At 74.4% G+C, this 12,142-nt stretch carries 15 protein-coding genes; all 15 read right to left on the bottom strand.

The genetic code is table 11. The annotated features are described in order from the left end of the window. Positions 1-51 precede the first annotated feature (51 nt). The 15 genes from AC1DXT_RS03940 to fliE all read right to left on the bottom strand — a co-directional run bounded on the left by AC1DXT_RS03940 (position 52) and on the right by fliE (position 12,142). Positions 52-567 carry a flagellar basal body-associated FliL family protein gene (locus AC1DXT_RS03940; RefSeq protein ID WP_477060050.1) on the bottom strand — a complete coding sequence of 172 codons (516 nt, stop codon included), beginning with the start codon at positions 565-567 and terminating at the stop codon, positions 52-54. Positions 568-571: 4 nt separating this feature from the next. After that, positions 572-1,483, bottom strand: coding sequence for an OmpA/MotB family protein (locus tag AC1DXT_RS03935; RefSeq protein ID WP_477060049.1), 912 nt, complete (start codon positions 1,481-1,483; stop codon positions 572-574). Beyond that, entirely contained in the window at positions 1,480-2,256 is a 777-nt protein-coding gene (locus tag AC1DXT_RS03930; RefSeq protein WP_477060048.1) for a motility protein A, read from the bottom strand. Before AC1DXT_RS03930 ends, AC1DXT_RS03935 begins: the two co-directional genes overlap by 4 nt. Continuing rightward, complete coding sequence (locus tag AC1DXT_RS03925; protein WP_477060047.1) at positions 2,256-2,558, bottom strand: flagellar FlbD family protein; 303 nt, start codon at positions 2,556-2,558, stop codon at positions 2,256-2,258. Before AC1DXT_RS03925 ends, AC1DXT_RS03930 begins: the two co-directional genes overlap by 1 nt. A 145-nt stretch (positions 2,559-2,703) precedes the next feature. Further along, positions 2,704-3,276: a M15 family metallopeptidase gene (locus AC1DXT_RS03920; protein WP_477060046.1), complete on the bottom strand. Its 573-nt coding sequence runs from the start codon at positions 3,274-3,276 to the stop codon at positions 2,704-2,706. Positions 3,277-3,302: 26 nt separating this feature from the next. Further along, a complete protein-coding gene (locus tag AC1DXT_RS03915) occupies positions 3,303-4,481 on the bottom strand; it encodes a flagellar hook protein FlgE (protein ID WP_477060045.1) in 1,179 nt (392 codons plus the stop codon). 21 nt (positions 4,482-4,502) lie between these two features. Further along, complete coding sequence (locus AC1DXT_RS03910; protein WP_477060044.1) at positions 4,503-4,937, bottom strand: flagellar hook assembly protein FlgD; 435 nt, start codon at positions 4,935-4,937, stop codon at positions 4,503-4,505. 37 nt (positions 4,938-4,974) lie between these two features. Further along, positions 4,975-6,198 (bottom strand): flagellar hook-length control protein FliK, encoded by a 1,224-nt coding sequence (locus AC1DXT_RS03905; RefSeq protein ID WP_477060043.1) that lies wholly within the window; start codon positions 6,196-6,198, stop codon positions 4,975-4,977. Next, a complete protein-coding gene (locus tag AC1DXT_RS03900; protein WP_477060042.1) occupies positions 6,195-6,821 on the bottom strand; it encodes a C40 family peptidase in 627 nt (208 codons plus the stop codon). The genes AC1DXT_RS03905 and AC1DXT_RS03900 overlap by 4 nt, the downstream gene beginning before the upstream one ends. Beyond that, on the bottom strand, positions 6,818-7,252 hold the full coding sequence (fliJ, locus tag AC1DXT_RS03895) for a flagellar export protein FliJ (protein ID WP_477060041.1): 435 nt from the start codon (positions 7,250-7,252) through the stop codon (positions 6,818-6,820). The genes AC1DXT_RS03900 and fliJ overlap by 4 nt, the downstream gene beginning before the upstream one ends. Continuing rightward, positions 7,249-8,568, bottom strand: coding sequence for a FliI/YscN family ATPase (locus AC1DXT_RS03890; protein ID WP_477060040.1), 1,320 nt, complete (start codon positions 8,566-8,568; stop codon positions 7,249-7,251). Before AC1DXT_RS03890 ends, fliJ begins: the two co-directional genes overlap by 4 nt. Beyond that, positions 8,565-9,233, bottom strand: coding sequence for a FliH/SctL family protein (locus AC1DXT_RS03885; protein WP_477060039.1), 669 nt, complete (start codon positions 9,231-9,233; stop codon positions 8,565-8,567). The genes AC1DXT_RS03890 and AC1DXT_RS03885 overlap by 4 nt, the downstream gene beginning before the upstream one ends. Then, positions 9,226-10,227: a flagellar motor switch protein FliG gene (fliG, locus tag AC1DXT_RS03880; RefSeq protein WP_477060038.1), complete on the bottom strand. Its 1,002-nt coding sequence runs from the start codon at positions 10,225-10,227 to the stop codon at positions 9,226-9,228. Before fliG ends, AC1DXT_RS03885 begins: the two co-directional genes overlap by 8 nt. Further along, on the bottom strand, positions 10,224-11,834 hold the full coding sequence (gene fliF, locus AC1DXT_RS03875; RefSeq protein WP_477060037.1) for a flagellar basal-body MS-ring/collar protein FliF: 1,611 nt from the start codon (positions 11,832-11,834) through the stop codon (positions 10,224-10,226). The genes fliG and fliF overlap by 4 nt, the downstream gene beginning before the upstream one ends. Further along, complete coding sequence (gene fliE / locus AC1DXT_RS03870; protein ID WP_477060036.1) at positions 11,834-12,142, bottom strand: flagellar hook-basal body complex protein FliE; 309 nt, start codon at positions 12,140-12,142, stop codon at positions 11,834-11,836. Before fliE ends, fliF begins: the two co-directional genes overlap by 1 nt.

The following is a 12,142-nucleotide window of genomic DNA, read 5'->3' as shown; positions in this document are numbered from 1 at the left end:
CGGAGCGGTGTGGCGCCCTCCATGGCGCCCCGGGTTGCCGGCTGTGCCGGCCTACTGCGTGACGTAGTTCGTCAGGTAGACGTCCATCACCTCGCCCTCGTAGGCCTCGGCGAGCTGGTGCGCCAGCTCGGCGGTCAGGGCGTCGCGCGTCGCCGGGTCGGAGACCTCGGCGACGGTGCGGCCCGAGAACAGGGCGATGGCCAGGTCGAGTGCCCGCGCGGTGTCCGGGGCCTCCTCGCCGGCCTCCTCCGTGAGCTGCAGCGCGAGGCCGAGGCGCAGGTAGTGGCCCTCGGCCAGGTTGAGGCTCACCGGCTCCACCGTGAGGACAGCACCCGGCACCGGCGCCGGCTCGGCGGCAGGCTCGCCGCCGCCGCCCTTGCCCAGCAGGAGGTACGCGGCGGCACCCCCGGCCAGCAGCACCACGGCGCCGACGACGAGGAGGAGCTTCTTCCTGGACTTCTTCGCGGGCGCCTCGGCCTGGACCGCGGGGGTCGACGAGGCCGACCCTCCGCCGATCTTCTTGCCGCCGATCTTGGCTCCGGAGACCACTCGCTGCTCGATGGGCATGGCGCTATCCCTTCGCGGTCAGGGCGGGGATGAGCGCGCGCACCTGCTCGGGTGCGGCGCTCAGGATGACGAGGTCGACGCGGCGGTTCTGCACGAGGGCCTCGGCCGACCCGTCGGCGACGAGCGGGCGGGTGTCGCCGAAGCCGATCGCCATGATCCGGCCGCCGGGCATGCCGTCGCGCTCGACGAGGTGCCGCAGCACCTGGGTCGCGCGGTCGGTCGAGAGCTCCCAGTTGGTGGCGTAGCGGCCGGACACCGGGATCACGTTGGCGTGGCCCTCGACGGAGATCTGCTCCCCGAGGCCCACCAGCGACGGCGCCGCCACGTCCAGCACCCGGCGGGCGGTCTCCGTCATCTCGGCGCTCGCGGCGGCGAAGAAGACGTCGTCGGCGACCAGGCCGAGCACCAGCCCGCGCTCGTCGATCCGGAACCGGACGGTGCCGTCGAGCCCGTTGGCCGCCAGGTTCGCGGCGATCGTCGCCTGCAGCTCCTGCAGGTGGGCGGCCTCCTTCTCGGCCGCCGCCAGCACCGCGGGGTCCACCGACGCGGTCGTGGTCGGCTGCGGCACGGGCTCGGCGCCCTGCATCCCGAGGCCGTTGTCGGCGCTCACCATGCCGGCGGTGCCGGCGGCAGGGCTGGTCTCCGGGACGATGCTCGTGCCGTCCATGGTGCCCGCGCTGCCGTCGAGCACCGACGGGGACGTCGTCGTGTCCTGGAAGCCCGCGGAGAGGCTGTCCCGCAGGGCGACGTACTTGTCCTGGTCCACCTGGCTGATGGCGAACAGGACGATGAACAGGGCCATCAGCACGGTGATCATGTCCGAGTAGCTGATCAGCCAGCGCTCGTGGTTGACGTGCTCCTCCTCGTGGCCGCCACCGCGCCTCGACCGGCCCCGATGGGCGGTGGTGGCACTCACGCGGCGGCCTTGGCGGACTTGGCGGGCGAGTCCTCGGGCAGCAGGCTGCGCAGCCGCTCGCCGACCAGGCGCGGGTTCGCACCCGCCTGCACGGCGAGCAGGCCCTCGAGCGTGACCTCCATCTGGGCGCACTCCAGGTCGGAGATGCGGCGGATCCGCGCCCCGAGCGGGAGCCAGACGACGTTCGCGGACAGGATCCCCCAGAGCGTCGCGACGAAGGCGGCGGCGATGGAGTGCCCCAGCTCGGCCGGCTTGGACAGGTTCTCCAGCACGTGCACCAGCGAGATGACCGTGCCGATGATCCCGATGGTGGGCGCGTACCCGCCCATGTCCACGAAGTACTTGGCGTGCACCCGGTCCCGCGTCCGCTTGGTCGAGATCTTGTCCTCGAGGATCGTGCGCAGGTCGTCCGGATCGGTGCCGTCGATCGCCGCCTGCAGGCCGCCGCGCAGGAACGGGTCGTCGATCGTGCGCGTCGCGTCCTCCAGGGCGAGCAGACCCTCGCGTCGCGCGCGGTCGGCCAGCTCGACCACGGTGTCCACGGTGGCGGCCGGGTCCGGTGCCTTGCTGCGCAGCGCGCGCGGCACGGCGGCGAACGACCCGACGACGTCCTTGATGGTGTGCCCGGCGATGCCGACGCCGACGGTCCCCACCCAGACGAGCAGCAGGGGGGCGGGCAGGAAGATCGACATCGGGTCCGCACCCTCGAGGAACAGCGCCCCGAAGATGGCAGCGAACGCGATGCCGATGCCGATCAGGCCGGCGGGGTCCATCAGCCGCTCCTCGGTCGGAAGGGGACGGGCGGCGCGAACGTGCCGCCCGGGGCGGGCTCGTCGTCGTCGGGCTCGGACGGAAGATCCGGCACCAGCTCCATGCGCGGCTGGACCTGGATCTCCTGGGCGCGGGCGAGGATCTGCGCGCGCTGTTCCTGGATGCGGTCGATGACCTCGGGCATCGACTCGGCGACGATGTACTTGGTGCCGTCGATGAGGGTGAGGATCGTGTCCGGCGCGCTGTCGATGCGCTGGATGAGGTCGGGGTTCACCCCGAACTGCCCTCCGGCAAGGCGCGTCACGACAATCACGGCGATACCCGTCCCTGGTCACCTGCTCCTGCAGCCGCTGATGCCGCTGCTCGGTCCCGTCCGTGGGCCCGCATGACCTTCCGATCGACCGGCACCGCGGGGATCTGAGGAGTCTTCTCCGACGGCTGTCGGACACCTACGGGGTGTAGGCCCAGTGCCACGGCTCGCGCGGGGTGTCCTCGACGAAGCCGTGCTCCGCCCCGTGCGCCCGCATCCACGCCTGCGCGACGGAGCCGAGGTCGAGGTCGACGGCCATCCCCCAGCCGTGGTCGCTGGTGCCCGGCGCGGCCGCGAGACCGCCCTCGCTGTACAGACCCTTGCGCTGCGCGACGTCGACCTGCCCCGCGTACGAGCGGTACGAGTCGGAGATGCCGACGGTCACCCCGTCGGCCGCCGCTGCGGAGATCAGGCCGGTGAGCGCCTGCGCGGCGGGTGCCCAGAGCCGGTGGCCCGTGGAGCCGACCTCCTGCAGGGCCGACGCGGGGATCTTCCCGTTGCCGTACGCGGCGAGCTCGGCCGGGACGCCGTCGCCGTTGAGCCGGGCCGCGGTCGGCACCGGTGTCGTGCGGGCGACCTCCTGGGCGAGCGCGTCGGCGAACGACGTGCCCGTCGTCGCGCCAGCGGCGGTGGTCGCGCGGACCACCACCGGCGGTGCCACGAGTGCCTGGATCTGCGCCATGCGCTGCGCGATCGCGGCGATCCCCTGCATGAGCCTGCCCCTCCCCGGACGAACCGTCAGCGCTTGAGGTTGACGAGCTCCTGCAGCACCTCGTCGGAGGTGGTGATGACCCGCGAGTTCGCCTGGAACCCGCGCTGCGCGATGATCAGCGAGGTGAACTCGGCGGACAGGTCGACGTTCGACATCTCGAGCGACCCACCGGCCAGCGACCCGCGGCCGCCCGTGCCGGCGGCGCCGACCTGCGGGTCACCGGAGTTCACCGACGTGCGGAACAGCGAGCCGCCGGCCTTCTCCAGACCCGACGGGTTGGTGAACGAGCCGAGCGCCAGGCGGCCGATCGTCTGCTTGAGTCCGTTGCTGAACGAGCCGGTGATGGTGCCGTCGGCGCCGAGCGCGAAGCTCTGCAACGTGCCGGCGGCCTGCCCGTCCTGCGTCTTCGCCTTGACGGTGTCCAGCCCTGCGAACCCGGACAGGCCGGAGATGTCGACCGCGACGCCGCCGACCGTGAGGGTGGTGGGCGTGGTCAGCGAGCCGTCGGCCGCGAACGTCAGGGCGCCCGGCGTGGCCGTCGCGGTGCCGTCCGTGGCGGACAGGGACCAGCCGGTGGCGGACTTGGTGAACGTGAGGGCCAGCTCGCGCTCGTTGCCGACCGCGTCGAACACGCCCACCGTGCGCTCCAGGACGGTGCCGACCGCGGCGTCCGCGTCGAGGTTGCCCTCGTAGGTGGCCGACGTCGTCGCGACCGCGGGCATGATCGCGCCCGCCGGGACCCGCAGGTCGGAGAGCGGGCCGTTGGTGTCGACGACACCGTTGACCGCGGCCCAGCCCTGCACCAGCGCACCCTCGCCGGGGAGCACCATCTGGCCCGTCGCGTCGAAGTCGAACGAGCCGGCGCGCGTGTAGTACGTCTCGGCGCCCTTGCGGACGATGAAGAACCCGTCGCCCTGGATCATCATGTCGGTGCTGCGCCCGGTGATCTGGGACGCCCCCTGCGTGAAGTTGGTGGTGATGCCCGCGACGCGCACACCCAGGCCGACCTGCGCCGGGTTGGTGCCGCCCGTGCCCGCCTGGGCGCCGCCCGCGTTCTGCAGGACCTGGCTGAGCGTGTCCTGGAACTGGGTCTGCGACGACTTGAAGCCGGTGGTGTTGACGTTGGCGATGTTGTTGCCGGTGACGTCGAGCATGGTCTGGTGGCTGCGGAGGCCACTGATGCCGGAGAAGAGCGAGCGGAGCATGTCAGGTTCCCTTCGAGAACGTCAGGCGGGGGTGGGCTTGGTGACGGACGAGACGGCGTCGAGCGCGACGGTCTGGTCGCCCACCGTCACTGTGGGCACGGAGCCGGCGTAGGAGACGCCGGAGACCGTGCCGGTGTGACCGCCGCCGTCGGCGTCGGCCCAGGTGACCTGCTGCCCCACCAGGGAGGCGGCAGCCATGCGCATCTGGAGCGCGAAGGACTCGCGCGAGGTGTCGGAGAGCTCGACGAGCTTCTCCATGGTGGTGAGCTGGGTGGTCTGCGCCATGAGCTGCGACGAGTCCATGGGGCTGCTCGGGTCCTGGTTGCGCAGCTGCGCGACCAGCAGGTCGAGGAACGCCTGCTTGTCCAGCTCACCGTTGCCGGCGGTGCTGGAGCCGGCGGTGCCGGTGCCGGTCGCGGCACGTGCCGCGCCGAACGACGAGACGTCGATGGACATGCTTCCTCCGGGGTGCTGGGGGACGGTCGGGTGGGTGTCAGGCGAGGAGGTCGAGCCCTCGGGACGGTGGTCGGTCGGGCGCCGCCGGCACCGGGGTGCCGGGCTCGTGGGCCGGCACCCGCGCCCGCTGCCAGGGCAGCGCACCGCGTGCGTCCGGCTCGCGACCGTCGGACCGCCCGCCCTCGGGGCCCACGTCGACGGTGAGCCCGCTCGCCGCGAGGTCCCGGCGCAGGTCGGACAGGGCACCGCGCAGCGCCTCGCGGGACGCCTCGGTGGCACCCACCAGCTCGACGCGGACCGACTCCGGCCCGATGTGGGCGACGATCCGCACCGGTCCGAGGTTCTCCGGGTCGACCGGGACGGTGAGGATGTGCCGCCCGTGGCTGAGCCCGCCGGGACCGGTGAGGGCGGTGAGCCGTGCGCCGAGCTGCTCGGCGAGCGGCGGGGGGGTCGGCTGGGCCGGCACGGCGGGCATGGTCGGGGCGGTCGGGGTGGTGGGCGCGGGGGCGGTAGGCGCGACGACGGCCGCCGTCGGGACCGCGGTCGGGGTCGGGCTCGCGACCGTCGGCTGGTCCGCCGCGGGCACGGGGGGCGTCGTGCCGGCCGGGGTCGTCGGGCGGGCGACCTGGTCGTCGGACACCGACGCCGGCGCCTGCGCGGGGCCGGCCGCGGGGCGGTCGATGCCTGCGGCCACCCTGTCGACGCCGGCCGCGGTCGGCAGGGGCGGGTCCACCGGGACCGTCGGTGCGACCGCGGTCTGACCGGCGGGAGCGGCGGTCGGGAGGGACGGGGTGGCCGGTGACTGGACGGTGGTGGGCACGGCGGCGGCGGGGTCCACGGCGACCGGGGCGGTCGGCGGCACGACCACGGGCGCGGGAACCGCGGCGGCGGTCGGCGCGACCAAGGCGGAGGCGTCGGTCACGACGGCCGGAGCGGCGGCCGGGACGTCGGTCGCGGTCGTGGTGCCGGTCGCCCCGGCGGCGGCCGCCGCGGCGATCTCGTCGTCCACCGCACCGGCATCGGTCTCGGTGGTGGCACGGTCGCGCGTCGCCGGCGAGCCCGGCCGCACGGTCGTCGGCTCCGCGGTCTCGTCCGACGACCGGTCGTCGGCGCGCGCGGTCGACCGGTCGCGGGTGCCCGGGGCGTCGGCCCGCGCGGACACCTGCTCGAGCACCTGGGCGAAGTCGCCCTGCGGCGCGGTCGCGCCGGTGCGGGCGGGTCGCGGGGCGGCCGGCGGCAGTGCCGTGAGGGCGGCGGTCATGCGGTGGCGCCCAGTCCGGCGAGCGCCTGGAGTGCGGCACGCTGCGCGGCGGCGACCGCCGTACGGCTGTCCGTGGTCGCGGTCGCTGCGGCTCCGGCCTGCGGCAGGATGCGGCGGATAGCCGTCGGCTCCGTGTAGACGTCGCGGACGATCACCGCCTTGCCGGGCTTGGGGGCGTCGATCATCTTGCCGTCTCCCACGTAGATCCCGATGTGGCTGCCGCCCCCGAAGACGACGAGGTCCCCGGGCAGCGCCTGGTCGAGCGACGGGACCGCGGTCCCGAGGGTCATCTGCTCGCGGGCGACCCGCGGCACGTCCGTCACGCCGATGTCGGCGAGCGCGCGCTGCACCAGCCCGGAGCAGTCGAGGCCGCCCTCGTCGAGCGACTCCCCGCCCCACACGTACGGCACGCCGAGGTACGTCGTGGCCGCGGAGACGAGATCCTGGCCGGTAGGTGCCGCCGTGGTCGGCGTGGTGGTCTGCACGGCCGCGGCCGCGGTGAGCGCGGCGTCGAACGAGATGCTCGCCGTCGGCCTCGCGACCGTCGCGGTGGGTGCCGGTCCCTCGACCACCTGGCGCAGCTCCCCGATCCGGGCCTGCACGGCCATGATCCCGGCGGTCATGCGTCCGTCCCCCGGTCCTCGGCGGCGCGTCGACCGGCAACCTCGTCGAGCACCTTCTGCTCCGCGCGCGCCTCCTCGGCACGCTCCGCCTCGTCGTGCCGCTCCTCGAGCCGCTCGAGCGCCCGCACGCGCTGGCGCGCATCGGTCCAGGTCTGCGCGCGGTCGTCGGTCGCGGACTCGGCCTGCACCACCTCGACGCGCCTCTCGACGAGCAGCGCCCCGAGCGCGGCCCGACCGGCAACCGCCGCGTGCCAGGCGAGGCGGTCGCCCACGGCGGGCATGGTCGACCCCGAGAGGCGCTCGGCCGTCTCCCGTGCGCGGCGCTCGGCGGACGCCTGCTCGCGGCGCGCCTGGGCCAGCTCGGAGGCTGCCTGGTCCTCGGCGAGGGCGCGCAGGCGCAGCAGCCCGGCCAGCGGGAACGCGCGGGTCACGACAGGTCCCCGAGGGCGTGCACGAGCGCAGCCAGGTGCGCCCACGACTGCTCGGCCGGGGCGGACTCGTCCATGCCCTGGCACAGGAACGCGTCGATGGACCGCCCGTGCGTGACGGCCGCGTCGACGAGCGGGTTGGAGCCCGCCACGTAGGCGCCGACATCGAGGAGGTCCTGCGCCTGGCGGCGCGCGGCCATCACGGCGCGCAGCCGGCGGGCGAGCAGCTGGCGCTCGGTCGAGGAGACCCGCGACGCGACGCGACTGATCGACGCGAGCGCGTCGACGCTCGGGAAGTGGCCGGCGACGGCCAGGCGGCGGTCGAGGACCACGTGCCCGTCGAGGATCGAGCGGGCGGCGTCGGCGATCGGCTCGTTGTGGTCGTCCCCGTCGACGAGGACCGTGTACAGCCCGGTGACCGAGCCGGTCGCTCCGGTGCCGGCACGCTCGAGCAGCTGGGCGAGCAGGGCGAACGTGCTCGGCGGGTACCCGCGGGTGGCGGGCGGCTCGCCGACCGACAGCCCGATCTCGCGCTGCGCCATGGCGACGCGGGTGAGCGAGTCCATCATCAGCACGGCGTGCGCCCCGCCGTCGCGCAGGTGCTCCGCGATCCGGGTGGCGACGAACGCGGACCGGAGCCGCACCAGCGGCGGCTCGTCGGAGGTCGCGACGACGACGACGCTGCGCGCCAGCCCCTCCGGGCCGAGGTCGTCCTCGAGGAACTCACGCACCTCACGGCCGCGCTCCCCCACCAGCGCGATCACCGACACCTCGGCGTCCGTGCCGCGCGCGATCATCGACAGCAGGCTGGACTTGCCGACGCCCGACCCGGCGAACAGACCGAGCCGCTGGCCGCGACCCACGGTGACCAGCGTGTCGAGCACGCGGACGCCGAGGTCCAGCGGGGTGTCGACGCGGGCGCGGTCCAGCGGGTGCGGCGCGCTGCCGTCCACCGGGACCCACGCGTCGGCGCGCAGCGGACCCTTACCGTCGATCGGCCGTCCGAGCCCGTCCAGCACCCGTCCCAGGAGCCCTGCGCCGACGGGCACCTGCAACGCGGTGCCCAGCGGGCGGACCGGCATGCCGGCGCGCATGCCCCGGGTGGCACCCAAGGGCATGCACCGCACGATGCCGCCGGTGGTGGCCACGACCTCGGCCAGCACGGGGTCGTCGTCGCCCAGCCGGACCAGCTCCCCCACCGCAGCGCCTGTGCCGGCCACCTCGATCGACAGGCCCACGACCCCGCGCACCGTCCCGACGACCTCCGGCGCGACCGCGTCGAGCGCGTCGTCCCAGCGGCTGCGCAGCGCGGTCGTCATGCGACGTCCTGCGAGAGAGCGGCGGCCGCGCGGCCCAGCGCCGCGCCGATGCGCGCGTCGAGGTACCCGTCGGCGTGCTTGGCCACGGCGTCGCCGGGTGCGAGTGCTGCGTCGGCCACGAGCTCCACGCCCGGGGGCACCTCGTCGGCACCGGCGGCGCGCAGGGCGTCGAGGTCGCGCGGGTGCAGGTGGACGCTCACCGGCTCGGGTGTGATCGGGCGCCCCAGGACCCGGGTCAGCGCCGCGGTCGCGGAGCGCTCTGCGTCGTCCAGCTCGACGCCCAGCACGGCCCGGGCCAGCTCCAGGGCACCCGCGTGCAGGAGCGCCTCAGCCTCCGCGAGCACGGGCGCGGTGCGCGCCTGGGCCGCGGCCGCGGCTGCCGCGAGCACGTCGAGCGCGTGCGCCAGCGCAGCGGACGCCTCCGCGTCGGCCACGGCACGCGCGGCGGTGACCCGGGCGGCCTCCACCGCAGCGGTCGCGGCTGCCTCGCGGGCTCCGGCGGCGAACCCGGCCGCGAACCCCGCCGCACGGGAGGCCTCACGGACCGCGACGTTCACCGCCGGCGCGTCGAGGACCGCGGGCCGGAAGGCGGTGGCGACGCCGGCCTGCGAGCGCGCCTGCGAGGCGGGCGTGCCGAGGGGCACGAACGACAGCTGCTCACGCAACGAACTCGTCCTCCCCGTCGCGGCGGATGACGATCTGCCCGCTCTCCTCGAGCCGGCGGATGGCCTGCACGATCCCGGCGCGGGCGTCCTCCACCTGCGACAGACGGACCGGACCGAGCAGGTCGATCTCCTCGACCAGGTTCTCGCGGGCACGCTCGGACAGGTTGCGCAGCACGGTGTCGCGCACCTCGACCGAGACGCCCTTGAGCGCCACGGAGAGCTCGGACGTCTCCACCTGACGCAGGACCAGCTGCATCGCGCGGTCCTCGAGCAGGACGATGTCGCCGAAGACGAACATCCGGCTGCGGACCTCCTCGGCCAGCGCCTCGTCGCGGCTGGACAGCCCCTCGAGGATCAGCTTCTCCGTGGTGGGGTCGGCGCGGTTGATGATCTCGACGAGCGGCTGCACGCCACCGACGGGAGCCAGCTCGCGCGGCGCCAGCACGGTCGAGGCCTTGCGCTGGAGCGAGTCGGCGATCACGGCGACCACGTCGGGCGACGCCCGCTCCATGAGCGCGATGCGGTGCGCGACCTCGCCCTGCAGGTCCGGCTCGAGGCCGGCGAGGATCGCCGACGCGTGCTCGGGACGCAGGTGGGCCAGCACGAGGGCGATCGCCTGGGGGTGCTCACCGGACAGCAGCGAGATCACCTGGCGGGCGTCGGCCTGCTGGAGGAACTCGAACGGCTGCCCGGCCATGCTCGTCTGGAGCCGCTCCATCACCCCGGCGGCCTGGTCGGCGCCGAGCGAGGCCTCGAGCAGGTGCTGCGCGAGGCCCATCCCACCGCCGACCCCGGGGCCGATGACGGACGCGGCGTAGAACTCCTCGAGCACCTCGTCGGCCATGGCCTGGTCGACGCGGTCCAGCCGCATGATCTCCGCGGTCAGCTCCTCGATCTCCGCGACGTCCAGCTGCGCCATCACGCGCGCCGCACGGTCGCGACCGAGCTGCACCAGGAGCATCGCCGCCTTCTGCGACCCCGTCAGCGTGCTCATCGGCCACGTCCCGACGACGAGCCGGAGCCCACGAGCCAGCCACGCAGCAGGTCGGCGACCTCGTCCGGCTGGTCGTCTGCGAGTGCACCGATCTCCGCGCGCTTGACCGCGACGGGGTCGGGGGCGAGCTGCCGCGGGCCGGCCGGGAGTGCCGGCAGCTCGTCGGCGGACACGCCCTCGATCCCGAGCGGGTCGTGCGGGCCGGGACCGAGCGGGATCTCGCCCAGGTCGATCGCCGTCCGCCGGGACCTGCCGGACCGCCGCGCCACGGCGATCACCACGATGATGACGAGCAGCAGGGCGGCACCCGCGATCGCGCCCTGCCGGACGAAGGACTTGCTGGCGGCTGCCTCGGCCTCGGCGTCCGCCGCGGCGAGAGCCTCCTCGGCCGACTCCGCCTGCGACGTGTCGAACGCCATGCTCTGCACCGCGATCGTGTCGCCGCGCTCCGTGTCGATGCCCGCGGCGGCCGCGACCATCTGCGAGAGGTCCGCCATGTCGATCCCTGCGACGGCCTCGGTGTCCACCGCGACCGCCACGGACTGGCGCTCGACGGCGCCCGGCGCCGCCGTGGTGACCTCGGTGCTCTTGTTCACCGCGTTGGTGACGTCCTCGGTGGTCGACGTGTACGTGCCCGTCCCGGAGGCGCCCTCCGGCACCGCGATGTTGTCGGGTCCCAGCACGCCAGTGGCCGTTCCCCCGGAGCCGGTGTAGTCCTCCGTGGTGGTGGACGACGCGAGCGGCGGCGTCCCCTCGCTGGCGGAGAACTGCTCCACGGTCCGCTGGGTCTCGTCGTAGTCCAGCTCGGCGGTCACCGTGACCGCGGAGTGCCCCGCGCCGACCACCTGGTCGAGCAGTGCCTGGACGGCGCCGCGCACCCGCTCCTCGTACTCGTTCGTCTGCCGGCCCGCGAGCCCGCCCCCGGTGGCGCCCGTGCCCACGGCGGAGAGCACCTGGCCGGTGGAGTCGACGACGGCGACGTCGGTGGGCTCCATGCCCTCGATCCCCGCGGACACCAGGTGGACGATCGACTGCACCTGGTCGGCGCCGAGCGTGGCACCGGCCCGGGTCCGGACGAACACCGACGCCGTCGGGTCCGCCTTCTCGGAGACGAACACCGAGTCCTCGGGCATGGCCAGCCGCACGGTCGCCGCGTCGACGCCGTCGATCGCACCGATCGTCTTGGCCAGCTCGCCCTCGAGCGCGCGCTGGTAGGTCTTCTGCTGCTGGAACTCCGAGGAGGTCATCGGCATCTCGTCGAGCAGCGAATACCCGCCGCCGTCCGCGTTGGTGGGCAGGCCGGCCGCGGCGAGCTTGATGCGCTGGTTGTAGAGCTGGTCGGCCGGCACCATCACCGTGGAGCCGCCGTCGGTCAGCTGGTAGGAGACGCCCGCGGACTCGAGCTCGTCGACGACCGCGCTGGCGTCCGCCCCCGAGAGGCTGGTGAACAGCGGGCTCATGGTCGGCTTGGAGAGCCAGCTGCTCAGCGCCACGGCACCGAGCACGAGCACCGCCACGCCGATGATGACGAGCGTGCGCTGGGCCAGCGAGAACTCCTTGACGGCCGCCGACATCCGGCTCATCGCCGCCTGCATCTGCGCGGGCATCAGCCCTGCATCCGCATGATCTCGGAGAACGCCTCGACGGCCTTGTTGCGCACCGCGGCGGTCAGCTCGATCGCCGTCGACGCCTCGGCCGCGGCGATCGTGTAGTCGTGGATGTCGTCGAGGTCACCGGTCACGGCCTGCACGGCGAGGTTGTTCGACGTCGCCTGCAGGCCCTGGAGCTGGTCGATCGAGCCGAGCACCGAGGCGAACCCGGCGCCCGACGCGGGGTCGGCCGCCGTGGTCGCGGCCGTGGGCCCGACGAAGGATGTGGGGGTGACCGCGGACACCGCGGTGACGGGGAAGCTCAT

It is taken from the genome of Cellulomonas sp. P1_G12_2, from assembly GCF_056405535.1.
Note: the sequence above shows the minus strand (reverse complement) of the source record. Positions and strands in the feature narration are given on the sequence as shown.

What these genes read in the sequence shown, in the direction of transcription:
- AC1DXT_RS03910 (WP_477060044.1), bottom strand. Translation starts at nt 4,937, where the DNA reads ATGTCCATCGACGTCTCGTCGTTCGGCGCGGCACGTGCCGCGACCGGC.
- AC1DXT_RS03905 (WP_477060043.1), bottom strand. Translation starts at nt 6,198, where the DNA reads ATGACCGCCGCCCTCACGGCACTGCCGCCGGCCGCCCCGCGACCCGCC.
- AC1DXT_RS03890 (WP_477060040.1), bottom strand. Translation starts at nt 8,568, where the DNA reads ATGACGACCGCGCTGCGCAGCCGCTGGGACGACGCGCTCGACGCGGTC.
- fliG (WP_477060038.1), bottom strand. Translation starts at nt 10,227, where the DNA reads ATGAGCACGCTGACGGGGTCGCAGAAGGCGGCGATGCTCCTGGTGCAG.
- fliF (WP_477060037.1), bottom strand. Translation starts at nt 11,834, where the DNA reads ATGCCCGCGCAGATGCAGGCGGCGATGAGCCGGATGTCGGCGGCCGTC.
- AC1DXT_RS03940 (WP_477060050.1), bottom strand. Translation starts at nt 567, where the DNA reads ATGCCCATCGAGCAGCGAGTGGTCTCCGGAGCCAAGATCGGCGGCAAG.
- AC1DXT_RS03930 (WP_477060048.1), bottom strand. Translation starts at nt 2,256, where the DNA reads ATGGACCCCGCCGGCCTGATCGGCATCGGCATCGCGTTCGCTGCCATC.
- AC1DXT_RS03900 (WP_477060042.1), bottom strand. Translation starts at nt 6,821, where the DNA reads ATGACCGCCGGGATCATGGCCGTGCAGGCCCGGATCGGGGAGCTGCGC.
- fliE (WP_477060036.1), bottom strand. Translation starts at nt 12,142, where the DNA reads ATGAGCTTCCCCGTCACCGCGGTGTCCGCGGTCACCCCCACATCCTTC.
- AC1DXT_RS03920 (WP_477060046.1), bottom strand. Translation starts at nt 3,276, where the DNA reads ATGCAGGGGATCGCCGCGATCGCGCAGCGCATGGCGCAGATCCAGGCA.
- AC1DXT_RS03915 (WP_477060045.1), bottom strand. Translation starts at nt 4,481, where the DNA reads ATGCTCCGCTCGCTCTTCTCCGGCATCAGTGGCCTCCGCAGCCACCAG.